This window comes from Alcaligenes endophyticus (genome assembly GCF_026344035.1).
GTDB lineage: Bacteria > Pseudomonadota > Gammaproteobacteria > Burkholderiales > Burkholderiaceae_B > Alcaligenes > Alcaligenes endophyticus.
Genome location: NZ_JAPKND010000001.1, coordinates 622,791 through 647,363 on the forward strand (window position 1 = coordinate 622,791; position 24,573 = coordinate 647,363).

The window sequence follows — 24,573 nt, forward strand, 5'->3', positions numbered from 1 at the left end:
GACTTCATTCAAATGGTTTTCATAGTAATCAAATAAACTATTCATCACAGTGGCAAGAGAGTCACCCAAACTGGACCTCCTTGTGTTGCACCAAGGAGATCCAGTTTGACATGATTACTTCATGCGGTAAAACGCCGCTGAGCAAATAACGTGGTAGCGCTAAAAAATGCCTCTACCCTCAGCCCCAGCAGTTAACCAAGTAGGGCTGAAGTGCTAAACTATCACTGCGAGTACGGCATCCTTGCCTAGGGGCTTAAGCTCAGGATGACATGTCACTTTTTAACTCTTAAAATAGAGTCTTGGCTCAAGCAAGTAATACCTTAACAACTTGCTCCTGCTCTGCCTCACTCATATAAGGATGCATCGGCAGGCTGAACACTGTTTTAGCTAGTTTTTCTGCTACCGGGAAATCGTCCCGCTGGTAGCCTAAACGGTCAAATGCAGTTTGTTGGTGCATACAGGTACTGTAATACACCATGCTAGGTATACCTTTTTCTTTAAGCTTGGCGATATAGTCATCACGGTTATCAGACACTAAGGTGTATTGCGCCCAAGAGCTTAAATATCCCGTGGGCACCTGTGGTGTATTAAAGGTATTACTGAGCTGCGTTTGATAAGAGTCAGCCAACGCTTTTCGCTTCTCCAGTTCATCTGGAAAAACAGCTAGTTTCTCTAATAAAATCGCTGCTTGCAATGTATCCAGGCGGCTGTTAACGCCAATACGTACATTGTCATATTTATCACGCCCTTTACCGTGCACTCTGTAGCATCGAATTAATTCAGCGTAATCATCATTATTAGTGAAAATCGCCCCTCCATCACCGTAACAACCCAAAGGTTTTGCAGGGAAAAAGCTAGTAGTGGCAATGTCGCCAAAGCTACCAGCACGTTGACCATTTATCTCACCACCGAAACCTTGAGCTGAATCTGAAATAATTTTCAAACCATATTTATCAGCTATTTTTTGAATAGCCGGATAATTAGCTGGCAAACCAAATAGATCCACCGTCATAATAGCTTTTAATTCCAGCTTACCCTCGGACTGTATTGCCTGTATCCGTTTTTCTAAGTCAACGGGACAAATATTAAAAGTACTAGGATCAGAGTCGACAAACACTGGTGTAGCACCCGCGAAAGCCACTGTTTCGGCTGAAGCGAAAAAGGTAAAAGTAGGGACTAACACGCCATCACCCTGGCCAATCCCTAACGCCATCAGCACCAGCGTTAAAGCATCAGTACCGTTAGCACAACTGATGACGTGCTTCACGCCTACGTAATCCGCTAGTTGATTTTCTAACTCTAGGACCTCAGGGCCCATAATGTACTGACCATGATCCAGTACAGTTTGTATGCGTCGATCAATTTTGCTTTTTAGATGCTGATATTGCGCAGCAAGGTCGATGAATTGCATGGTCTGTCCTATATTTTACGTAAAATTCCGTCTTCCAACACATAGCTATCGCCGGTAGCTTCACAAGCCGCTTTGCCTGAGCCTACTACAGGTAACGCTAACTGTTCTCCAAACTCACTCATCCAGCCTATTTGCTTTGCGGGCACACCTACCATTAAGGCGTAGGCAGGCACATCTTTATTCACCACTGCGCCAGCACCTATGAAGGCATATTCGCCGATAGTAACCCCACAAATAATGGTGCAATTAGCGCCGAGCGTGGCACCTTTTTTCACCAAGGTGTTGCGGTATTGATCTTTACGTTCGATTAAAGACCTAGGGTTATAAACATTGGTAAAGACCATGCTAGGGCCACAAAATACGCCTTCTTCTAGGTGTACATTGTCGTACACCGATACGTTATTCTGTATTTTGCAGTAATCACCAATAGTGACTTTATTCCCTACGAACACATTCTGGCCTAAGGAGACACCCTTGCCTATAACAGCCTGAGCGCACACATGCACGAAATGCCATACACGTGAATCTGTCCCTATTTGTGCGCCCTCATCAACAATGGCGCTGGGATGTTTGTAATAGGTCATTTTTTCAGAAAGGGGTGATAATCACCACCTAATGGGGAAAGTTTAGCGTCACGAATATGGGATACTGTTTCAATGGCTACACGGTTTTCTTCTAAACCAAAACCGCGCCCCGCCAAAATTTCCTCGTAGCTACGTGTATGTAAATCTGTAAAACCTCCGGAAAACTCTATTTCCTGACCATCTACAGTAATTGAACGATAGGTACGCTGCCCAGCATCACGCAGAGCCTGTGGCACGTCATTCACATCTACCGATAAAAACCAACGCACACGCGCTTTTTCATATTCTAGATAACCAGCTGCTTTCGTGTCTTCAAAAACATGCACAATATTGTTTTGAAGTTTTCCAAATAGAAAATGCAACATGTCAAAAAAATGCACGCCGATATTCGTTGCGATTCCACCGGACTTTTTCTCGTCCCCTTTCCAAGACTGCAAGTACCAATTGCCGCGGGATGTTATGTACGACAAGTCGACTTCGTACTTTTCATTTTTAGCTTCTGCCTGCACTTTTTCTTTAAGAGCAATAATCGAAGGGTGAACACGCAGCTGAAGAATCGTATTTACTTTCCGACCAGTATCTTGTTCTATTTCCTGTAGGCCATCGATATTCCAAGGGTTTAAAACTAACGGCTTCTCGCAAATCGCATCAGCATCAGATCGCAAAGCAAAACGCATATGCGAATCATGTAAATAATTTGGAGAACAAATCGTTACCAAATCGACTTTCTTATCGCTACCGTCGCGTCGAAGCTTATCAATATGGCGATCGAAACGTTCAAACTCTGTAAAAAAAGCAGCTTCCGGAAAATGGCTATCGATAATACCGACGGAGTCATTCGGGTCTAACGCAGCAACAAGCTGATTCCCTGTATCGTTTATAGCTTTCATGTGACGCGGTGCGATATAGCCGGCCGCCCCTATCATTGCGAATTTTTTCATAAAACACCAGTACAAAATTTTGCGTATAAAAAGACTATTTTAACGGTTTATAGCTTATGATTTCAGATTTTCGCCTAGTCACATACTACAAAACGACGTCTCATAAAAATAGCTAAACTAAAAATGACACAGCCGCCCTACATGACCTATTTGAAAAATTAGCTATATTATGATTTGTTCAAAAAAATACGTACTATCACAAAGCAAAAGCTCATGAGCCATGCAATTCGTTTTTCAGTTCTTTAAGCTCTTCTTTCAGGGCTTCGTACTCTTGTGTTTTTATTTGGATAAAACGTAGAGTAAGTACAGATTTTTCTTTAAGCCCTTGCGAAGTTAGGTAATAAAAGTAGCCTTTTTTGTTTGTGTTTTTACAAAAATTGACCACTTTAATAAGCCCTCTATCAACTAGGGCATTGATACAATAGTTGGCTTTGCCAACACTCATGCCAAGATGCTCAGCCAACTCACGCTGGCTAAGAGTAGGACTTTTATCTAGCTGCCTAAGCACCTGTAAATGGCTTTCATTCAGTAAGAGACTAGTCATAACCACAGAAGCTGTTCAATAGTTGAACAACTGTACCATGCTTACTAGCCCAACTACACTACTGTAAACTATTGTATTGTTACATTACCTTCAATATGGAATGGCCTACCGCGCAAATATTGACATGGTGCCGTTGTTTTTCTTTCACATGAAGATACCTATCCCCTGCAAACTCTTTATCGGTGCGACCGGCGCAAGCTCTTCACCAGGGCGGCTCAGCATAACTTGGTCATAGTTAGCGGAAAAACACGATATCAGCAATAATAAGCAAAAATAACGTCACCTAGCTTATCATTTATGGTTTTGCTTTCTTTTTAGTACACATACTGGGTAGTGCTAGCTCAGCGCGTGCTTCTAGCGCACGAGCATGACTCGAGCGTTACATTAATTCTAGCTTTCTGCTATTTAAATACTCCACTTCAACACTCATGGCGCGTCATTAAAAACTATGCAACAGAACAATGTTGATGAAATTGATTTACGTGAACTAATTTTAACGCTATGGCGCAACAAGATTCTTGTGCTTATCTGTACGTTGGCGTTTACTCTACTCAGTGCTGCCTATGCTTTTTTGAGTGCTCCCACCTACCAGGCCACCAGTAATATTCTGCCCCCCACCCCGGCCAACTTCAGTGCCTATAACGTAGTCGCGTTAAGTGATGACAAACTGCCCACCCTCGATGTAGAGGAAGCTTATCGAATATTTTTACGCCATTTGAACTCTGGCGCCTTAAAGTTGGAGTTTTTTGAGAAATATTACATCCCCATAAAAGCCTCATCATTAGAACCTGGCATTAGTGAACGAGAGCAGTTATGGCTAAGCTTCAACGCAGCCTTAAGTGTTAGCACGCCCAACATTGGCTCAGCCGACTTCGCCAGCGTAAAGCTTTACGATCCCGATGCCAAACAAGCTAGCGACTGGGTTAATGAATACGTTACAACGGCTATGCAAAGAGCTAGTCAACAAGCCGTTAATACACTAGAAAGCGCCATCAAAGGACGCATACAACGTCTAACAATAGACATTGCAAGCTTAAGGGCTGCCGCAGAACAAGACCGTCTAAACCGCATTGCTCGCCTGAAAGAAGACCTGGTCTTAGCCAAGGCTATAGATTTAAAAAGCCCAGCCAGTCAACATAACTTGATCATTTCTTACAATAAGGACACCGCTTATTTGCGCGGCAGCCTAGCCTTAGAGGCAGAGCTGGCATTACTTGAAGCCCGTACAGATAATGACCCTTTCATAGAAGACCTATCGTTAATGAACGAGCAGCTGGCTTTATTAAAAACATTACAATTAAGTGACGCACCGTTGAAGTTGGCGACCATCGACAGCTTTGCTGTAGCTCCGGAAACACCTATTAAGCCTAAAAAGCGATTCATTATTCTGTTAGGGCTGCTAGCAGGTGGAATGTTAGGCATATGTATGGTGCTTATACGGGTCTGGTGGAAAAAGGGGAGTAACACAAGGTGAACAAGTACTAGACTAGCACCACCCTTATATAGTCGACTTAACGCCAGCTTTAATACGCTGGCATGTCACCCCAACTCTAACTCCAATCCCCAGCATACCCCACGCCTACGCGTAAACCAGCAGCCCCCAGCTTAAGCATGAAGCGCTTAGAAAGCTTAGGGCTAGACTGCATGAATGATTGGGCGCTTGGGGTAGAAGGCAGCTGTGCGAGGCTACGCCCGTACTACAACCAATTTTCCTTGCTAGCATTTACTACAATGCGCCCAATTCTGCCTGTATCGCTTTATAAGCACCGAGCAGCGCGGCCCAGCAAAAAAGATCGACTTGTTATAATAATATACAAATAAACGAGTTTTGATACCAATGATAATAAAACCCGCCTGTGGGTTGGGAGTGTTTTATATAAAAAGAAACAATAAGACCACGCCGTAAAAAAATACGTCCACAAACCAAACCGCCCAGTTAACAAATACAAAAACAACTATAAAATCAATAGTTTACATAAAAAACAAAGAAAAATCAATTATCTCTTATCATACAATTGCAATCAGCACCATACCCCAAACAGTCACTAAAGTTTAAACATAGCAAAGTAGAATAGCCACAAACGATAAAACTGCACACCAGTCGACACAATTATGGGGTGTACTAAACACTAGCCCCTTACTAAAATGTGAGGGTTAAGCCCTAGTAATTTTTTGTTATACTACTAGGCCGGCATTTTTGCTTACAGCTTGTATGTTTTGTACACACAAGGGCTGTAGCTAAAATCCCCTTTTTTTTAACCGAGACATTTTGCTAGCGCGCCATGGAACATTGCTTTGCCCATTGGTATCTTGCCTACACCAAACCTCGCCAAGAGCAGGTGGCTGCGTACAACTTGCAGCAACAACAGTTTCAGGTTTACCTTCCCTTATATAAAACACGCCAACGTAAAACAGAGGGTGGCTATACAGAGGCGCACCCACCCATGTTCCCACGCTACCTGTTTTTCAAACCCACCCGGGCGGAACAATCGCTAGCCGTTATACGGTCCACAAAAGGCATTAGCAACTTGGTGCAAACCACCACGCAGGTTGCCACCGTTAACAATGCCATTATTGACGACATACGCCAAGCTGAAGCCCTGCGCCACCAGTTAGACCTTAGCCTTAGTCCACGCCTACGCGCCGGTACCAAAGTACGTATTAGCAGCGGTAGCTTTCAAGGCTTAGAAGGCCTAGTAGAGAGTAGCACCAACAAACGCTTAATGTTACTGCTAGATATACTAGGCCAACACACCAAAGTTAGACTTAACGCTAGCGAAGTCGAGCCCCTAGAGTAAGTAAACAAAGGCCTATTGCCAAACTGGCGCAATAGGCCTTTGTTTACTTTTACCCTGTCCATATTTTCAGGTAAAACCTGAAAATATGGCGGTAGCGTGGGTGGTTACTTAATATCAATCAACAAAAACACGCCCAGAACTACTCAATGCTTCCTGCTTTAGTGTCTAGGCACACAAAACCAAAAAGCTCAGCCGTACCTCCTTTCTTTTTGCTTTGAATCCGTATACAGCATGCCAACTCTATTAATTAAACGCTATAAAAACCCCTATCAGCAACTTCTATTTTCCAAAACGGTTTTTACGTTGATTGGTTTTTTATTTTGTGTTGCATTACCTGCTGCACTGCAATACGGCCTTAGACCCTTAAGTAGCTTAGATAGCGGACAAACAACCAGCCTTATCGGGTGTAGCCTTGCTTATCTGTTCACAGTGATGTTCATCAAACACAAGATTTTTCGCTACCCTGGCGGCAGGTCTTATGTAATTGCAATTACTCAAATTATTAGTATCTACTTAGTTGCATTTTTTACCCTATTGTTTTTATATATAGGTACTTCTAGGGCCGTATTCTTACTTTCAGGGGCCTTTTCTTTGGTATTTTTCCTAGCATACTTAATGCTAAAAAACCGCTACTACCCGTTACGTTTAGGCATTATCCAGAAGGGTTTTGCGGAAGAGCTAGTCAACACCAAGGCGGCCGCACAGCTTATTCCTATTGACGACCTAGGGCAAAGCACAGCACGTTACGATGCAGTAACGGCTGATTTTAGCTGTCTGAACGATGCGGAAGAAAAGTTCTTGACCTCTTGCGCCCTTAATGGCACGCCGGTCTACAATGCTAAGCCCGTGTATGAGTCATTAACAGGACGGGTAAAAATAGACCATATATCCGAAAACAATATAGGCGCCATGCTACCGTCACCTGGTTTAGAACTGTTTAAACGCTTAAGTGACAGCCTGCTTATTATATTGACGGCCCCCTTACACCTGCCCATTGTTATCATTACCGCTATTCTGATTAAGCTGGAAAGCAAAGGGCCCGTGTTTTACACCCAAACCCGTATCGGCAAGGGTAACCAACCCTTTCAAATTTACAAGCTACGCAGCATGAGCAGCAAGCCCAATCAGGGTGAGCAGTTTGCAGGGGCTAATGACGCGCGTATCACCAAGGTAGGTAGGTTTATACGAAAATGGCGTATTGATGAAATACCGCAGTTTTACAACATACTAAAAGGCGATATGAGCCTAATAGGCCCACGGCCCGAACAGCCGGGTTTTGTCGAAGACTTTAGCGGTAAGCTGCCCTACTATAGCTACCGCCACATCGTCAAACCAGGCATTACTGGTTGGGCACAAGTACGACACGGCTATGCCGACGACGAGGACAGCACCGCCATTAAGGTAGAGCACGACTTTTACTATATTAAGCATTGCTCCATAAGCTTGGATATTTATATCATTTTCTTAACGATCAGGACCATGTTAACGGGCTTTGGGGCACGCTAAACAATAACAATCTTACACATTAGCTATGCTACTATTTCACGGCGACTTTAGCTGCTGTGCCTCTACCACTAACACATATCCGTAATGACTTTTCTCTCTGCCATTAAGTTCAATAGGGCGCCACGCCTACTCATTCTTTGCCTATTATCCAGTTTAACGGCTTGTGCATGGAGCCCCGGTCAATACATGGGCAAAGCTGCTGACGTAGAAGCCAATACCCGCGACCAGATTCCTGGGGTACAACTAATTAGCATCACCCCTGAATTACTGGCACAACAAACGGCAGGCTCGAAAGCAGACCTATTAGCAGAAATAGAAACCCTTGCGGCGCCTAACCCTGTGTACCGTTTAGGGCCTGGTGACATTATCAATATTATGGTTTGGGATCACCCCGAGCTAGCTCTGATACCCGCGGCATCGTCGCGAAATATGGGATCAGTCACTCAAGCCGACATTGGTAACGGCTACCCGATCAGCGCCGATGGAACCATACAGTTCCCCTATGCTGGCGTGGTAGATGCCGCAGGCTTAACTGAACTGGAATTACGCGACCTGTTAATGAAAAAGCTGGCGGTGTATATTAACGACCCGCAATTAACGGTGCGTGTCCAGTCGTACCGAAACAGCCGCGTATACATAGATGGCGAAGTCAATAACCCAGGTTTGGCAGTAATGGACGATATACCCATGACCTTGCCCGAAGCCCTAAACCGTGCGGGGGGGTACACCAAAGAAGCAGATAGGTCATCGGTAATGCTTAGCCGCAACGGTGTGACCATGCGTTTAGATTTACCCGAACTTACACGCTTAGGTATTAACCCTAGCCGCATTATGCTAGCTAATGGCGATATGTTGCGGGTGCTAAACCAACGTGAAACCCAAGTGTTTGTATTGGGCGAAGTTACCGAACCCAAAGCCACCCCCATGTACGATGGCCGCTTAAACTTAACCCAAGCCTTGGGCGAAGCCGGTGGAGTTAGCATGACGACGTCCAACCCCAGTCAAGTATATATATTGCGCCGTACCGAAGGGCAAGAGCCGCAAATTTACCATTTAAATGCTAACAGCCCTGCCGCCTATCTATTAGCTAACGACTTCCAAATGCAAGCCCGCGATGTGGTGTTTGTAGACCCTGCTGCCGTGGTTCGTTGGCAGCGCGTTATCGGCAACTTACTACCTTCTTTAAGCGGTGTCGTATCCACTGGCAACGTCTTAAAATAATTGTCTTTACCTTTTGTGCCCAGTTAACCCTAGGCCTCATGACTCTGTTTGACACCCTTCTTACATGACTACAAAAAACCAAGCTGTTGATGACAGCGGCGACGAAATTAATCTACTCGAAATTTTAGACACCATACTGGCCGCCAAATGGTTAATTGCTGCAGTCACAGCCGTATTTGTAGTACTGGCCATACTGTATGCCGTATTAAGCACCCCTATTTATCAATCGAACGTGCTGATACAGGTTGAACAAAATAATAATGTGGCCAGTAGTATGCTGGGTGCGGAGTTAGGAGCCTTAGTGGGTGATGGGTCTTCGGCCGCGGCAGAAATGGAAATTTTGCGATCGCGCTTAGTGGTAGGCAACGCTGTAGAAGACTTAAAGCTGTATATACAGGCTGAACCTAAATACCTACCCCTTATTGGCCGTTGGTTGGCAAGGCGTGCCGACAGTGTTTCTACCCCCGGCTTTTTCGGCATGGGCGGTTATGTTAGTGGTAATGAGTCTATTACGGTAGCCCAACTGAATGTGCCCGCTTTACTGGAAGGTAAAACCTTAACCTTACGTGTCACCGATACGGGTTACGACCTGTTCGACCCCGACGGTAAACTGCTTTGCCAAGGCGTAGTGGGTAAAGCCTGTGAGTTTGAAGCTTTGGGTTACCCCGGCAACATAGTGGTAGAGGCTTTACACGGTTTAGCTAACGCTGAGTTTTTATTAAAACGCGACTCTGCCTTAAGAAAAACAGAGGATCTACAAAGCAACCTACAGGTTAGTGAGCGTGGACGTCAGTCTGGCATTATTAATGTTAGCTTAGAAGGCGACGATACCAAACGTCTAGCCGACACCTTACAAACTATAGGCACTATTTACGTACAACAAAATACCGAACGTAAAGCCGCCGAAGCTGAAAAAACCTTAGGTTTTTTAGATGGCTTTTTGCCTGAAATACAAAAGCAAATGCAGGTATCGGAAACCGATTACACTAAGTTCCGCGACCAACACGGCACCTTTGACTTAGGAGCAGAGGGTAAGGCACAACTGGAAGCCTCAGTAGCTTTGCAAGTAAAATTATTAGAACTACAACAGCAACGCCGCACCCTAACACCTCAATATACGGCTGCCCACCCGGCTATTAAAACAATTGACCAGCAGATTAATGCTTTGCAGGCAGAAATTAAGCGTATGGAACGCGATATGCGCCGTATGCCAGAATTACAGCAAGAACTGCTTAACTTAAGTCGTAACGTGCAAGTGAATAGCGAACTGTACGTTAACCTGTTGAACAGTGCTCAACAACTGCGTTTAGTGAAAGAAGGCAAGGTAGGCAGTGTACGTATTATTGATAATGCCGTGATACCTGAACAAGCCATTAAGCCTAAAAAAGCATTTATTGCTCTAGTGGCAATGATTTTAGGTCTAATAGTTGGCATAGGTATAACCCTGACGCGTAAAATGTTACACGCTGGTATAGCAGAAGCCCATGAAATTGAAGACCATCTAGGCTTAAGCGTGTTCGCGTCAGTACCTAGATCAGGCGAGCAACTGGCCTTGTTTAAAGATATACATGACAAAAAGCCCGGAAAGCATGTATTGGCAGAACTCTTCCCTAAAGACCCAGCCATAGAAAGCTTACGTAGCCTACGCACGGCCATGCAGTTTGCTATGTTGGCGGCAAAGAATAATATTATTTTAATTTCGGGTGCTACCCCACAAATTGGGAAATCTTTTGTTAGCGTGAACTTTGCCCAAGTGATTGCCAGTGGTGATAAGCGGGTATTATTGATAGACGCGGACTTGCGAAAAGGCTATATGAACCAATACTTTGGCCTAGACCGTAAGCAGGGCCTCAGTGAAGTGATTAGTGGCAGCTTAGACCTAAGCCAAGCTATACACCGCAACATTTTGCCTAATCTAGACTTTATCGCTACGGGTGCGTTGCCACCGAACCCGGCAGAACTATTACTGAATCCCGTCACGAAAAACCTGCTGCAAGACCTTAGCCAGCAGTACGATTACATTGTGGTAGACAGCGCCCCTGTCTTAGCCGTGTCCGATACTTTGGCCCTGCTTAACACAGCCGGCACCTGCTTCCTAGTAGCTAGGGCCGAGGTTACCCGCTTGGCAGAACTGGAAGAAACCGTAAAACGTATACGCCATGCCGGGGCGGAAGTGAACGGTATTATTTTGAATGACATACCGTTAAAAAATCGTCGCTACAGCTACAAATACGGTAACTATCGTTATCAGCATTACGACTACAGTTCGTAAACGTTATAATTTTCAAGCCAGCTTAATAGTTCCCGGCTATTAGGCAATGGCTTCTTGCCATCCGGGAATATTGCCTCTTACGCAATGTCATTTTTAAGGATGTCATTATGAGTAAAGTTCTAAGTCAAGCCCTAGCGGCGACGGCCATAGCGTTATTTGCTACGACCAGCATGGCACAGCAAGCAGCCACCTCCACTACTGGTGGCGGTACTACCACCACAACCAGCGCTGCTGCGGCCGGTGGAGCCTCTGCCGGAGTAGGTGCCGCTGCTATTACTACACCCGTAGTGGTAGCAGCATCAGTGGGTGCACTAGCCGTTGCTGCCGTTGCCGCTGCCGTATCGCAGTCTAGCGACAGTGGTAGCTCTACACCTAGCCACCACCACTAAAAGACAAGCCCATACACGATGTTAGGTTTTAGTATATTGCGTGGTGCCTCCGCGCCACGTAAACAGTTTATACAACGTGTACTGGGGGCTTTGTTCTTTAGCTGTGCCTGGGCAATTGCCTGGGCACAGCCTTCCAGCCTAGGCTTAAGCGGCTTAATTCATATGCCTGATGCGCGTATGGAAGAAGATGGCTTATTAACAGCCGGCTTTAGCTATGCCCGTCCTTACAGCGCACCTTATATCACCCTACAGGCCTTGCCTTTTTTGCAGCTTAGTGGCCGCTATACACGTATACACGGTGTACCCGACAAAGGTCTAGGCGAAAAATACGGTGACTTTAAAGACAAATCAGCTGGGTTTAAGTTACGCTTACTACCGGAAAATGCTTGGGGTTATTGGTTACCTGAAGTTTCTGTGGGTATAGACGACGTACAAGGCACTAAATTATTTAATAGCGAGTTTATTGCCGCCACTAAAAGGCTGGACTTTGGCTATGGAACGGCAGACGTTACTGTAGGCTATGGTAGGAAACGTATTAGTGGTGCCTATGGCGGTATACGTCTAGGTTTACACGATTTACCGTCGTGGCGTGTGGTAGCGGAATACGATAAAAATAAATACCAACTAGACCCTAAAGCCAAGCAGACAGGCCTGAATACCCGTAGTACCGGTAACTGGCACGCCGCCCTAGAATACAGCTGGGGGCCGCTAACCTTACAAGCTGGCCGCCAGCATAATCAAAATATTTATAATGTGTCGCTAAGCTTGCCTTTACAGCAGCGGGAATTCATTCCGAAAAGCGACGAGGTAGGGCCCTTTAAAGACGGCGCATGGGCCCACTCGGGCCCAAGGCCGACCTTACAGCAGTGGCAAAACGATACCTTATGGCGCACTAGCTTACTGTATAACTTGCAAGCGGAAGGCTTGCGTAATGTGACCGCTGCGTGGCGTAATGGCACGTTAGCCATTACCGTCGCCAGTGACCGCTACCGCTATGCATCGCGCGGCGTAGGCCGTACTGCCCGCATTGTGATGGCCTATGCCCCTTTAGAAACAGAACGCGTAGAAATTACCTGGCAAACCATGGGCGTAGACGGAATGACCTGGTCGTTTGACGATGCTACCGTTTTACAACGTTATTTTGCTGGCACGGCTACCCGGGCTGACTTAGCCCGTGCCGTGAACATTAGCTATGCCGACCCACGTGGTATCAGCGAAGCTGCTCGTGCTAACGATCTAGACGATTCCATCACTGCATTAGTGAATCAAGAAACTGCCGTCAGCCGCAATATATTGTCCTTAACCGCCAGCCGCTTTGGGCAATCACACTTATCCTTAACTCCCTATTTAAGCACTTATCTAAATGACCCCAGTGGCGCGTTTAAATACGATATAGGCTTAAGCTTAGGTGCGCAGGCGAATTTGGGTAATGCCTGGTGGTTAAAAGGCAGCGTGATAGGTAGCCTAGTTGAAAATATTAGTGATGTCACCCAACCGTCGAACTCTAAGCTACAACATGTGCGTTCCGACACGGCAGAATACCGCAATGCAGCGAAAGTAAAGTTAGATAGCCTATTAATTAATAAATACTGGCACCCAGCTAAACGCACCTATATACGTGCTTCCGCTGGGCTATACGAAGAGATGTTTGGTGGCGTTGGGATGCAAGCCCTGTATTTACATTCGGGCGGACGCTTAGCGTGGGACGTAGCGGTAGACGGCGTGCGCCAGCGCGACTATAAAGGTACCGGCTTTCAGCAATATAAAACGGTTACGGCGATTGCGTCCATGCACTATAAACTGCCTATGCTGGAAGGCGTAACGGCGACTGTGCGAGCTGGACGCTTTTTGGCCCGTGATAACGGCGTGCGTTTTGAGCTTAGCCGTACCTTTAAATCGGGCGTAGAGTTTGGAGCTTGGTACACGCGCACCAACGGGAACGACACCACCAGCCCAGGTACTGTTAGCAACCCTTATATGGACAAAGGTATATTTATGCGCATTCCTTTGTCTAGCATGACAACGCGTGACACCCATTCGGCCTTTAATTTCAGCTTATCCCCTTGGAACCGCGACGTAGGGCAAATGGTGACTTCGCCTGACGATTTATACAAGCTTATGCGCCACCGCTGGTTAGACAGCGCCACCGACGAAGATGGTTTACGTTCGTTTGGCGATGCACCTACCGAGGACACGCCATGACAGTAACACGGATTCTTTTAAGCTTTTTACTCAGCGTCAGTGGCCTTGCCGCGGCTGACAACTGCAAGGTGCATAGCGAGGCCTTACAAGCCTCGTACGAAGGCGATTGTGTATACGGTGTCGCGTTCGGTACAGGTGTTGCTACCGGTGCCGATGGTAGCCGTTACGAAGGTCAGTTTCTAGGGGGCTACCGTAGCGGCCAAGGAACTATGCGTTTCGCGACTGGTGACATTTATAAAGGCAGTTGGCGTTTAGACCAGCGTGAAGGCTATGGGCGTTACGAATACGGTGAAGGCTCGCCCTGGCGTGGCGATGTGTACGAGGGTTATTGGAAAAAAGACCTAATGCATGGCACGGGCACCTATATTTTTTACCCTTCGGGGGATAGGTTCGAAGCCAATTGGAATCAAGGTGGTACGGACACAGTAGGCACTACTACTTTAACCCGCCGTAAATGGGCCTATGAATCCAGCGCCACTGCCTTATCCGAAAAAGGGGCACACGTATGCTCCGTTACCACCAATGGTGCGTCGCCTAAAAACATTGCTACCGGTATTGTGCGCGACGCCTTAGGGGATAGGCTCCTGGTGGAAGTCACTAGCCCAGAAGTGCTAGAAGAAGGCACCTTAACGCTAAACCCCCGCTGGGATGTAATTACTGAGTGGACTTTGTGTAGCAGCCGGTAAAGCATGCCATACACACAGGCTCATATACATAGCTCATGTTAAACACTAATCACAAACGAATTTTACGTAATACGGGCATCTTGTACCTCCGCATGTTGTTGGCCATGGGGGTTGGCTTATATACCTCGCGTGTTTTACTACAAGTATTAGGTGTTGATGACTTTGGTATTTATTATGTCGTCGTCGGATTTGTAGCATTACTAGGTTTTATGCAGGGCGCCATGGTCTCCGCCACACAGCGCTATTTTGCCTTCGACCTAGGCGAGCATCAGGGCAGTAACTTATGTAATCTATTTAACACAAGCCTACAGATACACGCTCTATTGGCTATCGCGATTCTCTTGCTAGCCGAAACGCTAGGTTATTGGTTTGTTAGTACCCAATTAACCATTCCTGCAGATAGATTACAAGCTGCCCTCATCGCCTACCATCTATCAGTTATTGCCTTTATGGTATCCGTGATGACGGTACCCTTAAGCGCCATACTTATGGCCCACGAACGCATGGATCTTTTTTCCATGCTAAGTATGGCTGATATTTTACTAAAACTGATCGCTGTTTTAGTCCTACCCTTTCTATCCTACGACAAGCTCATTACCTATGCAGCATTGCTATTAATAATTTCCTTAAGCAATCTCCTAGCTCATTACATCATTACAAAAGTAGTATTCCCGGCAGTGCGCTTGCAATGGCGTTGGCATAAAACCGATTTCCATAACATGCTTGGCTTTACCGCCTGGAATACTTGTGGCAACCTTGCAGCAACGTTGGCCGAGCAAGGGAATAACGTATTATTGAATGTTTTTTTTGGCCCTGCCGTCAATGCAGGCCGTAGCATTGCCACACAAGCCAACGGCGCCTTAAATCAGTTTGTGACTAATGTACAAGCGGCAGTAAACCCGCAAATTATTAAGTCGTACGCCAGTGATAACAAAGCAGATATGCACCAATTTGTTTTGAAATCGGCCAAATACAACTTCTTCATACTGTTGATATTAGCAATGCCCGTGCTAATGAACACTGAGACAATACTAAATATTTGGCTGCAGCATCCTCCACCTTATGCCGTTATTTTTTTGCAATTAGCCATTATTAGTTCGTTGATACATTCATTATCAGGCCCTTTAATGACTGCAGCACAAGCAACAGGGCAGATACGTATTTATCACACAGTGGTAGGCGGAATTTTATTGCTCAATGTACCGATGAATTACTTTCTACTATTAAACGGGTTACCTCCAGAAACCGTATTGATGACAGCCATAGCGCTAGCAACACTTGCGCTTGCTGCACGTTTAAAGATCATTACAGCCCTTATACATTTACCAATATCCTCATTTCTTAATAGCGTGCTACGGCCTGTAGTTGCGGTCACATTAACAACAAGTATTATCGCAAATTTAGTAACCATAAACACCAATACCACTATTTCAACTTTAGCTATTAATACTTTAAGCGTAACACTAGTATGCATTATCGTAATTTGGTATTTAGGCTTAGCTGAAAAAGAAAAGAAAAACATTTATCATATTCTAAAGTTAGTTAAAACACGGATATTCTGAAATGAGTCTACTGAAGCCACTCGTGCTGACTAAAGTGGTCGAACATGACCTTTGTATTGGCTGTGGCGCCTGTATAAGTGTTTGCCCAAGCAAAGCCTTAGATATAACTTGGAACAATTACGGTTTCTTAGTTGCTCAGGCTAATGAAAACAGGTGTGACAACGATGGTGCTTGTTTGAATGTATGCCCGTTCAACACCGAACCCAATGAAAGCTATCAAAATGAAGACGGTTTAGCCATTCAATATTTATCTGGGGTTCCTCTCTATCATCCAAAAATAGGACACTATAACTCCTTATATGCAGGCTACTCGCATAAGCACAGAGAAAGTTCATCTTCAGGAGGTATAGGTACTTATATTTACGAAAAATTATTTGATCTTGGCATTATTAAACATGTGGTCACAGTTGGAGACTCCAACAAACCCGATGCACATTATCAATATAAAGTTGTTAGCAGCAAAGAAGAGCTATTGACTATCTCTAAGACTAGGTACCACCCTGTAACCTTAGCCACTGTTTTAACAGAGATAAAAGAACTAGATGGAGACGTAGCCATTAGTGGGGTGGGTTGCTTCATAAAAGCAATACGCTTAGCACAAAACAATGACCCCTCTTTAAAAGAAAAGATAAAGTTCCTAGTAGGTATTATTTGTGGTGGCGTCAAAAGCACTTTCTTTACCGAATATTTAGCCGATAAAGCCGGAGCGACCTCTAACCAATTTTCCAACCCTGAGTATCGGGTCAAAGACCCAGAAAGCACGGCTAGTGATTATGGGTTTAGCTGTATTGATAATCCTACTAAGATAAGAAAAATAATAAAAATGCGCCAAGTGGGTGATATGTGGGGCAGTGGACTCTTTAAGGCTAACGCCTGTGATTTTTGCGATGACGTGACTACCGAGCTGGCAGACATTTCCCTTGGAGACGCCTGGTTAAGTCCATATGATCAAGATGGGCGCGGACACAATGTGGCGGTAAGTCGCAGCAACATCGCTGATCAAATCTTACAACAAGGCCTCATTAGTGGTGAACTTGAGCTTGAGGAATTATCACAAGAAAGCTTCCTAGCGTCACAACAAGGAAGCTTTAATCACAGGCATGATGGCATAAATACTCGAATTGAAATGGTAAAGCGTATTGGAATGGCTACTCCGCCCACCCGAGTCATGCCTACCCCGCTGCCGTTCTATCTACAACTTGTTCAAAAAGCTCGTAGATGCACACGAGCCAAAAGTCTTCAGATATGGGCGTTACACAAAAACTCTATAGTGTTCGACAAAAATATGAAATTAGAAAAATTAAAACTAAAAGTAATAACCAAACTGTCTCACGTCATACGAAGGGCAAAATCATCAATAGGTATTAAATCATGAAAATAGCCATAATGACACAGCCACTAGGACAAAACTACGGTGGCATTATGCAAGCTTGGGCATTACAACAAGTATTAAAAAATGCTGGCCATGATCCAGTGACTATTGATAGGCAGTCAGATGCTAAAAGTGCAGCTTATTATGCAGCTAGGTTTGGATACCGCACGGCTCAAAAACTATTAGGAAAACGTAAATTACCTATTAATTACGAAAAACTCTTACCTTACATTTTTCAGCATACACAAAAATTCATTGCTGAAAATATAAAAATGTCTGAGCGTATTGACAGCACTAAAAAGCTTAAATCACACTTTGATGCTGAAAACTATGATGCCGTAATAGTTGGCAGCGATCAAACTTGGCGCCCGATATACTCTCCGAATATAAATAATTATTTTTTAGATTTTTTAGAAAATAGAAAAATTAAGCGCTTAGCCTATGCATCATCTTTCGGAGTAGATTCTTGGGAATTCACAAACGAACAAACAAAAATCTGTGCTGAATTAGCTAAAAAATTTGATTGCATTAGTGTTAGAGAAAACTCTGGTGTTGATTTATGCAAGACCTATCTGGATGTAGAAGCGACACAAGTACTCGATCCGACTATGCTAATCAAACGAGAGGATTATGAAAAACTATGCAACACAAGCATCAACGAAAAAAAAGGAATATACACTTATATACTAGACAATTCCGATTGGAAAGATAAAGTAGTACGAACAGTTGAAGAAAAATTGAAATTAAGCAGATACAAAAATCAATCAGAAACAGACTACTCAAAGCTAACGAAATACAATTTAGAAAATTTCGTTTTTCCTAAAGTTGAAGATTGGATTACAGGCTTTGCGCAATCAAGCCTTGTAATCACCGACTCATTTCATGGAACTGTATTTGCTATTATGTTCAACAAACCTTTTATCAGCTTAATAAACAATAGCCGCGGAGCTTCAAGATTCTACTCTTTATTAAGCAGTACGGATTTAGAGGATAGATTAATAAGTAATTACGATGAACAAATGATTGACTCCTTACTAAACCACCCTCAAAATAAATTCAATATAGAAATAAATGAAAAAGACATATACAAGCAGTCGAAGTCCTTTTTAAATAGAGCATTAAAGCACATCTAAAAAATAAAAACATGAAATTTTCAATAATAATACCTCTGTATAATGTAGAGAGGTTTATTGATCGATGTTTAATTTCCTGCAAAAATCAAACATATAAAAATTATGAAATTATCATTATTGATGATAAAAGCACTGATAATTCAAAATACATTGCAGACCTCTGGAAAAGGGATAATGAAAATATAAAAATAATATCTCATAAAAATAATCTTGGCACATTTCACGCTCGTGAATCTGGCGTGAAAATATCTATCGGCGAATATATTATTTTTTTAGACCCGGATGATACATTGAGCCCGGAAACACTAGAAAAAATAAATACAATAACTACAAAAAAGCCTGACATAATACTTTTCGGAACTGACCAGCATCAGAAACTGAAAATATACCAAAGAAAACCAAAAGTACCGAAGGTACATGGATATTTAAACGAATCAAAAATAAAGAAAATATTGTACTACCCTGGCTTTAATTACGGCACATCTGGAAAATGTTATAGAAAGGAATGTGTACATAATGCATTTACAAACTTACACATAGAAAAAACTGAAAGGTTAGTCTACGGAGAAGATAGTCTATTATTTTCAGAAGTTTTATCAATAGCGAAATCCATAGATTATTGCAGTGAGAATTTATATACATATTTCAAGTCGCCTGACTCTATTACAGAAACAACTGATAAAGAAAAAATTATCTACAACATTCAGCAATTAAGTTTCATATCAAATATTTTATTACAGAAAAAAGAAAAAACTTATATTCATAGCCGAGTCGCAAAAAAGTTAATATCAGATAGATTTATATTAAAAAATAAAATAGAGCCACTTTTGAAAAACAGAATAATAAATCACATAAATCAATTAAAATTGACCGGAAACATACGATCAGCAATTAAATTTATTATTCATCTTGGAATTGGTAAAATATAAATCTATTAAACTATGAAAACCCCACCATTCTCTGTCTTAATGTCATTGTATGACAAAGAGCTCGCACACAACTTGATTCAGTGCTTGAATAGCCTAAAGAATCAAACAGTTCCACCCTCAGAAATACTAATTGTATTAGATGGAAAAATAAATGAAAGCCTAGAAGCCGTACTCCAAGAGTGGGAAACTAAACTGCCAATTAATTTAATTAAATTAGAAAAAAATATAGGGCTTGGAAGTGCACTAAATATCGGATTAAAAAATTGTAGATATGAATTGATAGCACGGATGGATACCGATGATATAGCTCTTGAGGAACGCTTTGAGTTACAATTGAAGTCGTTTATAACAGATAAAAATCTAGATATTTGCGGCACAGATATTATAGAGTACGATGAAAATATTGAAGTTATAAGAGGAAGGCGAAAAATGCCTAGCCACAATAATGAAATAGAAAAATACATACGATATAGAAATCCAATTAACCATATGTCTGTTATGTTTAAAAAACAGGCGATAATTAGAGCCGGCGGTTATAAACACCATTTATTTATGGAAGACTACAATTTATGGATAAGGTGCTTATCAAAAGGATTTAAGCTTTATAATATTAACATTCCGTTGTTGAACGTAAGAACCGGAAAAGGCATGGTTAAAAAACGAAAGGGGTATAAATACATATTAAGTGAAGTACAGCTATTTAGTTTAAAAAGAAAACATTTAGAAATAAATTTAATATCTAACTTAAGCATATTAATTTTTAGAGTTTTTATTAGGATATTACCAATTAATTTCCTAAACTATTTATACAAAAAAAGATACTAATGAATATCGCCATTATAGTTAATAGTCTAGAGAGAGCAGGCCCGGTTATAGTCGCGCTGAACATAGCAAATAATTTAAAAAAACAAAAAGTCAATGTAACTGTTTTCTATCTAAAAGAAAAAAAAAATATAATAGAAACCTCAAATTTAAAAGTAGTAAAATTAAATTATAAGAATTTTTTAAAATTAAAAAATTTTGATTGTATACATTCCCACTCCCTGGCTCCTGACCTAGTCAATATGTTACAAAAATTAATTATAAAAAAACCTAACATTACAACAGTACACAACAACATATATAAATCAATATTTCTAGAATATTCTTGGATGAAAGCTAGGGCTATTTATTTTTTATGGCACTTAAGCTGGATATTTATCGACAAAAAGGTTTGTGTCAGCAAAACACTCTTAGCTGAATATATAAAAAAGAATAAAGATAGAAAGACTAACTGGTCTTATATCTATAACTCAGTGCCTATGAGTACCTCTTATCAATTAACAGAGGCTGATCGGACAGCTCTGACAACGATAGATAACTTTAAAAAGCTAGGCTATAAAATTGCAGGAACATGCGCAAATATAACAGAAAGAAAAGGAATCCAATACATAATCGATGTGGCTCCACTTCTTCCAAACTATATTTTCATTATAGTAGGTGATGGCGTTTATAAATCTAGATTGAAAGAAATGGCTTTATCCAAAAAAACAAAAAATATTTTTTTCTTTGAACGCACAAATAGCCCAAGAGCATATATGAAAAAATTTGATGTGTATGTGATGCCATCAATTGATGAAGCTTTTGGCCTAGCTGCTTTAGAAGCATTACTAGAAGGTTGTAATTTAATTTGTAGTAATCTTCCAGTATTTAAAGATTTGTTTAATGAAAATAGCTTATATTTTGATTTTAACATTGATAAAAGCTTATTTAACTCTTTGAACTCTTTAACCTTAAACAATGACAAAAAAGATACGTCATACATAACGGTTAATTTTGATGAAGTAGAAATTAGCAAGAAATATATAAACGAATATAAAAATGAATGTAAATATATATAGATTTTATTTGTTATTGTGTGTTCCCTGCGGCCTATACATTTACGGTTTCTTTCCAGCCCCTTATTATATATCTTTTTTATTTTCATTTTGTTTTTTACTATTCTCAAAAATAAAAAAAATTGATAAGTCGGCTATTTCTATACTATTTATAATAACTTTTTTTTATTTTATAATATTATTACAATCCAAAATTAATGTATGGAGCTATTATTTAATATCATCTGTCTCGTTTTTATTAATAATAGCTTTGAGAAAATCCATTGATATACCAAGCACACAGTCCGTAATAAGAAAAACCGTAATTTTCTCTCTGTCAATATTGTCTCTCGATACTGTATACAGATTCTTATTTCCTAAAACTGATTATATTGAAAACATACTATCTCATGGAAAATCTGAATTTCTATTTTATGGCTATAAGCATAGTTTTCTATTTCTAGATAGTAACTTCACTGCTCTTTTTGCATATTCTGTTTATTTCCTACTTAGAGACAACTTATATTTATTTAAACATAAAAAATTAATTATATTTATATCCTTACTAATTATATTTTTAACTTTCTCTAGGGCTGTAATTTTTACTTGTATTTTAATAGAGACCTTTAGATTTCTTTATTCAATTAAAATCGATAAAAAATTAAAATTTGTTTTTTTATCTTTTTTCCTGTTTCTCCTCTTCATTATTTCTTTATACATCCAGAGAGACGCAGATGAAAGCCTAAGTTCAAAGTTTTATATTTTTGATTTGTTATTTGAAAATCTATATAATTTCAATCTTATGTATTTAATATTTGGATGGGGTATAGATAACACTAGAGACATTTTAGACATTGCGGCTCATAGTTTATATAGTACACTTCTTCTCGAAACTGGTATGTTAGGATTTTTACTTATAACTTTGATGTTTTTTTATTCATTTATTATATCCAAAAAAACATTTTGGCATTTTTTAGGCTTGGCCATTGCTTTTTTGTCTCTGGGTATGCTTTTTACGCCCATAACAATACCGTTGGCATTAAACGTCATGATAAATTCCAAGGATAAGATAAATGCTTGATTATATTTTCATTTCTGGTTCTCATAATATATTTGGAGGGGGCCAAGTATATATTCGAGATTTGAACAAAAAACTTAACTCGTTAGGTTATGAGAGTTGCATTATTGCCTCGGACACGATATTTTCTAATTCGATAAAAATACCACGTATAGATACGTGGTCGCTAAAATTTAAAAACATCTGTAAAATAATAAAATTATTAAGAAAAATAGATCCTCAAAAAAACGCAAAAATAATAACCAATGATATAACACTTTCTATGCTTTCAATTATTATTCGCATCTCAGGCTGGAAAGTGCATCCCATTATCCATATGTCATTAGCTAATACTTCGAGCACATCTATCTTTATAAAATACTCCTACCCTTTAATACGAGCTCTATTAATCAATATAGGCTCAAGCAGTATTCTATCAGTTAACAAAGAAAACGATAAATATTTTTTAAGAAAAAGCAATTACATTGGCAATTTTACTAGCTACACCCCAGATCTTATAGAAAATTTAAAAACTTTAGATTTTTTATATGTAGGTAGATTTGATATAGAAAAACAACCATTAGAATTTATAAAAATATTAAATAACCTTAAAAATAACGGTTTATATTTTAAATCTGCCATGATTGGTACAGGGTGTTTGTGGAATGAAGCGAAAAAATTAATATCTGAATTTGAATTGAATGATTATATAGAATTAACCGGTTTTTTAAACCAGGACGAAATAATTGATTATTACAAAAAAAGCAAGCTTTTATTTATTACTAGTCGTACAGAAGGACTTCCAACGGTCATATTAGATGCCGCTACATTTGGGACAAATTTTATATCCCCTGCCTTAGGTAGCATAAAATACATCAATAGCAAATTTGGCGTTGGTTATGTAATTCCATTATCAGAAATGTCAAGTTTTATATTAAAAAATCATAAAGAATTAATTTTTAACTCACAAGAAATAATTGATCTCTCAAGACACACTCACATTGACAGAGTTGTGAATAACTTCATTGATTTGACTCTTAAATAAAACTACTATACAGTTTTTTATTATTATATTATCTTAATAAAAACACTACAATTTCATGATCTCATAATTAATAAATTTCGTACGTTAGCTTTTACTCTTAGGTTTACGATGATAGCTAATAGAAACGTCTATTTTATCACTTTCACCACAGCCTGCACCCTCCTAACCTTCATCGTCATCAGCTACTTAGCCATCAAACCCAGCATGATTCCTATAGTGGATCAGGCGAATGACAAATTTAAGCATATGCTGGCGTTTGCCACCTTGGCGGGAGGCTTGAGTTTGTTTTGGGGTTTTGCGTGGTGGCGAGTGGCGCTGGGTTTGTTGATGTATGGAATTGGTATTGAAGTGGTGCAATTGTTTGTGGCTGGGCGTTATGCCAGTGTGTGGGATGTGGTGGCTGATGCGGTAGGTATAACGGTTGGGTTGCTGGTGGCGTATGCGTTAAAAAAGGCGTTAAGTCGGGTTATTGGCCCGTCTGTTAAGGCCTGACACGAACCTTTACTCTATTCTTCACCAAGCAGCTTGGCTGGCATGACACCGCCATGTAGCAACGACAAAAGCTGGCATAGGCCAGCTTTTTTTATGTCCGCTAAATCACACTAGCGCCAACACAGCCCCAGCTACCCGCGCGAACGAGCTCACATTAGCAAGTACGGTCGCAACCATTTCGATATAGCTTCGTACTTGGGCTATTTCGCTGAGTTGCTGGTTAGCATATTGGGTTTGCTGGGCAATCTGTTGGCTCAGCTGTAACAACTGCGGGTATTGCTCGGCATTATGGGCTAGCAGCAGTTGGTAACTGTCTTCCAGTTGATGGTGCACACGCCTTAGTAAGGCTCGCAGCTCAGGGGTATTGACCGCGTCGTCGTCGGTGGGCAAGTTAGCGATCACACTGTTTATCTGTGCCATATACACTTTTAAATAGTGTTTGGCGTTAGCAGCATTCAGTACATACTGATGGCCATTCGCTTCATCCGGCTTAACTAACGACAAGAAGATCGCCTGCTCGTTAGGCGGTAGATCTTTCACAATAACCAGTGGCATAGTTAGCTCCTAAGTCGT

General features: G+C 41.3%; 20 protein-coding genes and 1 pseudogene. 16 read left to right on the plus strand and 5 right to left on the minus strand.

Annotation, left to right across the window (positions count from 1 at the left end; genetic code table 11):
• Window positions 1-304: 304 nt before the first annotated feature.
• The 4 genes from OSH01_RS02825 to OSH01_RS02840 all read right to left on the minus strand — a co-directional run bounded on the left by OSH01_RS02825 (window position 305) and on the right by OSH01_RS02840 (window position 3,480).
• On the minus strand, window positions 305-1,411 hold the full coding sequence (locus OSH01_RS02825) for a DegT/DnrJ/EryC1/StrS family aminotransferase (protein ID WP_266122523.1): 1,107 nt from the start codon (window positions 1,409-1,411) through the stop codon (window positions 305-307).
• Window positions 1,412-1,419: 8 nt separating this feature from the next.
• The gene (gene wbpD / locus OSH01_RS02830) at window positions 1,420-1,995 is read right to left on the minus strand and encodes a UDP-2-acetamido-3-amino-2,3-dideoxy-D-glucuronate N-acetyltransferase (RefSeq protein ID WP_266122524.1); all 576 of its coding nucleotides are present in this window, start codon (window positions 1,993-1,995) and stop codon (window positions 1,420-1,422) included.
• Window positions 1,992-2,936, minus strand: a complete 945-nt coding sequence (locus OSH01_RS02835) for a Gfo/Idh/MocA family oxidoreductase (protein WP_266122525.1) — start codon at window positions 2,934-2,936, stop codon at window positions 1,992-1,994. The genes wbpD and OSH01_RS02835 overlap by 4 nt, the downstream gene beginning before the upstream one ends.
• A gap of 211 nt (window positions 2,937-3,147) precedes the next feature.
• Window positions 3,148-3,480, minus strand: coding sequence for a MarR family EPS-associated transcriptional regulator (locus OSH01_RS02840; RefSeq protein ID WP_266122526.1), 333 nt, complete (start codon window positions 3,478-3,480; stop codon window positions 3,148-3,150).
• Window positions 3,481-3,928: 448 nt separating this feature from the next.
• Between OSH01_RS02840 and OSH01_RS02845 the strand changes: the two genes are divergently transcribed.
• From OSH01_RS02845 to OSH01_RS02920, 16 genes and pseudogenes are all read left to right on the plus strand, one after another.
• A complete protein-coding gene (locus tag OSH01_RS02845) occupies window positions 3,929-4,954 on the plus strand; it encodes a Wzz/FepE/Etk N-terminal domain-containing protein (RefSeq protein WP_266122527.1) in 1,026 nt (341 codons plus the stop codon).
• An 808-nt stretch (window positions 4,955-5,762) separates the two neighbouring features.
• Complete coding sequence (gene nusG, locus OSH01_RS02850; RefSeq protein ID WP_266122528.1) at window positions 5,763-6,278, plus strand: transcription termination/antitermination protein NusG; 516 nt, start codon at window positions 5,763-5,765, stop codon at window positions 6,276-6,278.
• 231 nt (window positions 6,279-6,509) lie between these two features.
• A complete protein-coding gene (locus tag OSH01_RS02855; RefSeq protein WP_266122529.1) occupies window positions 6,510-7,784 on the plus strand; it encodes a sugar transferase in 1,275 nt (424 codons plus the stop codon).
• Window positions 7,785-7,970: 186 nt separating this feature from the next.
• Entirely contained in the window at window positions 7,971-9,005 is a 1,035-nt protein-coding gene (locus OSH01_RS02860; protein ID WP_266122530.1) for a polysaccharide biosynthesis/export family protein, read from the plus strand.
• A 64-nt stretch (window positions 9,006-9,069) separates the two neighbouring features.
• On the plus strand, window positions 9,070-11,277 hold the full coding sequence (locus OSH01_RS02865; RefSeq protein ID WP_266122531.1) for a polysaccharide biosynthesis tyrosine autokinase: 2,208 nt from the start codon (window positions 9,070-9,072) through the stop codon (window positions 11,275-11,277).
• A gap of 107 nt (window positions 11,278-11,384) precedes the next feature.
• Entirely contained in the window at window positions 11,385-11,666 is a 282-nt protein-coding gene (locus OSH01_RS02870; RefSeq protein ID WP_266122532.1) for a hypothetical protein, read from the plus strand.
• Between the two features lie 18 nt (window positions 11,667-11,684).
• Window positions 11,685-13,868, plus strand: a complete 2,184-nt coding sequence (locus tag OSH01_RS02875) for a YjbH domain-containing protein (RefSeq protein WP_266122533.1) — start codon at window positions 11,685-11,687, stop codon at window positions 13,866-13,868.
• Complete coding sequence (locus OSH01_RS02880) at window positions 13,865-14,554, plus strand: MORN repeat-containing protein (protein ID WP_266122534.1); 690 nt, start codon at window positions 13,865-13,867, stop codon at window positions 14,552-14,554. The genes OSH01_RS02875 and OSH01_RS02880 overlap by 4 nt, the downstream gene beginning before the upstream one ends.
• Before the next feature lie 35 nt (window positions 14,555-14,589).
• On the plus strand, window positions 14,590-16,116 hold the full coding sequence (locus OSH01_RS02885; RefSeq protein ID WP_266122535.1) for a lipopolysaccharide biosynthesis protein: 1,527 nt from the start codon (window positions 14,590-14,592) through the stop codon (window positions 16,114-16,116).
• A 1-nt stretch (window position 16,117) separates the two neighbouring features.
• Window positions 16,118-17,491 carry a Coenzyme F420 hydrogenase/dehydrogenase, beta subunit C-terminal domain gene (locus tag OSH01_RS02890; protein ID WP_266122536.1) on the plus strand — a complete coding sequence of 458 codons (1,374 nt, stop codon included), beginning with the start codon at window positions 16,118-16,120 and terminating at the stop codon, window positions 17,489-17,491.
• Window positions 17,488-18,621: a polysaccharide pyruvyl transferase family protein gene (locus OSH01_RS02895; RefSeq protein WP_266122537.1), complete on the plus strand. Its 1,134-nt coding sequence runs from the start codon at window positions 17,488-17,490 to the stop codon at window positions 18,619-18,621. Before OSH01_RS02890 ends, OSH01_RS02895 begins: the two co-directional genes overlap by 4 nt.
• Window positions 18,622-18,632: 11 nt before the next feature.
• Window positions 18,633-19,550, plus strand: coding sequence for a glycosyltransferase family 2 protein (locus OSH01_RS02900; RefSeq protein WP_266122538.1), 918 nt, complete (start codon window positions 18,633-18,635; stop codon window positions 19,548-19,550).
• 12 nt (window positions 19,551-19,562) lie between these two features.
• Window positions 19,563-20,375, plus strand: coding sequence for a glycosyltransferase (locus OSH01_RS02905; protein ID WP_266122539.1), 813 nt, complete (start codon window positions 19,563-19,565; stop codon window positions 20,373-20,375).
• Complete coding sequence (locus OSH01_RS02910) at window positions 20,375-21,430, plus strand: glycosyltransferase family 4 protein (RefSeq protein ID WP_266122540.1); 1,056 nt, start codon at window positions 20,375-20,377, stop codon at window positions 21,428-21,430. Before OSH01_RS02905 ends, OSH01_RS02910 begins: the two co-directional genes overlap by 1 nt.
• 1,049 nt (window positions 21,431-22,479) lie before the next feature.
• Complete coding sequence (locus OSH01_RS02915) at window positions 22,480-23,508, plus strand: glycosyltransferase (RefSeq protein WP_266122541.1); 1,029 nt, start codon at window positions 22,480-22,482, stop codon at window positions 23,506-23,508.
• A gap of 18 nt (window positions 23,509-23,526) precedes the next feature.
• Window positions 23,527-24,000 (plus strand): annotated as a pseudogene (locus tag OSH01_RS02920) (VanZ family protein); the annotation flags it as partial.
• 105 nt (window positions 24,001-24,105) lie between these two features.
• On the opposite strand, the gene OSH01_RS02925 reads toward OSH01_RS02920, so the two are convergent.
• Window positions 24,106-24,555: a hypothetical protein gene (locus OSH01_RS02925; RefSeq protein ID WP_266122542.1), complete on the minus strand. Its 450-nt coding sequence runs from the start codon at window positions 24,553-24,555 to the stop codon at window positions 24,106-24,108.
• Between the last annotated feature and the right edge of the window lie 18 nt (window positions 24,556-24,573).

What these genes read in the sequence shown, in the direction of transcription:
- OSH01_RS02825 (WP_266122523.1), bottom strand. Translation starts at nt 1,411, where the DNA reads ATGCAATTCATCGACCTTGCTGCGCAATATCAGCATCTAAAAAGCAAA.
- wbpD (WP_266122524.1), bottom strand. Translation starts at nt 1,995, where the DNA reads ATGACCTATTACAAACATCCCAGCGCCATTGTTGATGAGGGCGCACAA.
- OSH01_RS02835 (WP_266122525.1), bottom strand. Translation starts at nt 2,936, where the DNA reads ATGAAAAAATTCGCAATGATAGGGGCGGCCGGCTATATCGCACCGCGT.
- OSH01_RS02840 (WP_266122526.1), bottom strand. Translation starts at nt 3,480, where the DNA reads ATGACTAGTCTCTTACTGAATGAAAGCCATTTACAGGTGCTTAGGCAG.
- OSH01_RS02845 (WP_266122527.1), top strand. Translation starts at nt 3,929, where the DNA reads ATGCAACAGAACAATGTTGATGAAATTGATTTACGTGAACTAATTTTA.
- nusG (WP_266122528.1), top strand. Translation starts at nt 5,763, where the DNA reads ATGGAACATTGCTTTGCCCATTGGTATCTTGCCTACACCAAACCTCGC.
- OSH01_RS02855 (WP_266122529.1), top strand. Translation starts at nt 6,510, where the DNA reads ATGCCAACTCTATTAATTAAACGCTATAAAAACCCCTATCAGCAACTT.
- OSH01_RS02860 (WP_266122530.1), top strand. Translation starts at nt 7,971, where the DNA reads ATGGGCAAAGCTGCTGACGTAGAAGCCAATACCCGCGACCAGATTCCT.
- OSH01_RS02865 (WP_266122531.1), top strand. Translation starts at nt 9,070, where the DNA reads ATGACTACAAAAAACCAAGCTGTTGATGACAGCGGCGACGAAATTAAT.
- OSH01_RS02870 (WP_266122532.1), top strand. Translation starts at nt 11,385, where the DNA reads ATGAGTAAAGTTCTAAGTCAAGCCCTAGCGGCGACGGCCATAGCGTTA.
- OSH01_RS02875 (WP_266122533.1), top strand. Translation starts at nt 11,685, where the DNA reads ATGTTAGGTTTTAGTATATTGCGTGGTGCCTCCGCGCCACGTAAACAG.
- OSH01_RS02880 (WP_266122534.1), top strand. Translation starts at nt 13,865, where the DNA reads ATGACAGTAACACGGATTCTTTTAAGCTTTTTACTCAGCGTCAGTGGC.
- OSH01_RS02885 (WP_266122535.1), top strand. Translation starts at nt 14,590, where the DNA reads ATGTTAAACACTAATCACAAACGAATTTTACGTAATACGGGCATCTTG.
- OSH01_RS02890 (WP_266122536.1), top strand. Translation starts at nt 16,118, where the DNA reads ATGAGTCTACTGAAGCCACTCGTGCTGACTAAAGTGGTCGAACATGAC.
- OSH01_RS02895 (WP_266122537.1), top strand. Translation starts at nt 17,488, where the DNA reads ATGAAAATAGCCATAATGACACAGCCACTAGGACAAAACTACGGTGGC.
- OSH01_RS02900 (WP_266122538.1), top strand. Translation starts at nt 18,633, where the DNA reads ATGAAATTTTCAATAATAATACCTCTGTATAATGTAGAGAGGTTTATT.
- OSH01_RS02905 (WP_266122539.1), top strand. Translation starts at nt 19,563, where the DNA reads ATGAAAACCCCACCATTCTCTGTCTTAATGTCATTGTATGACAAAGAG.
- OSH01_RS02910 (WP_266122540.1), top strand. Translation starts at nt 20,375, where the DNA reads ATGAATATCGCCATTATAGTTAATAGTCTAGAGAGAGCAGGCCCGGTT.
- OSH01_RS02915 (WP_266122541.1), top strand. Translation starts at nt 22,480, where the DNA reads ATGCTTGATTATATTTTCATTTCTGGTTCTCATAATATATTTGGAGGG.
- OSH01_RS02925 (WP_266122542.1), bottom strand. Translation starts at nt 24,555, where the DNA reads ATGCCACTGGTTATTGTGAAAGATCTACCGCCTAACGAGCAGGCGATC.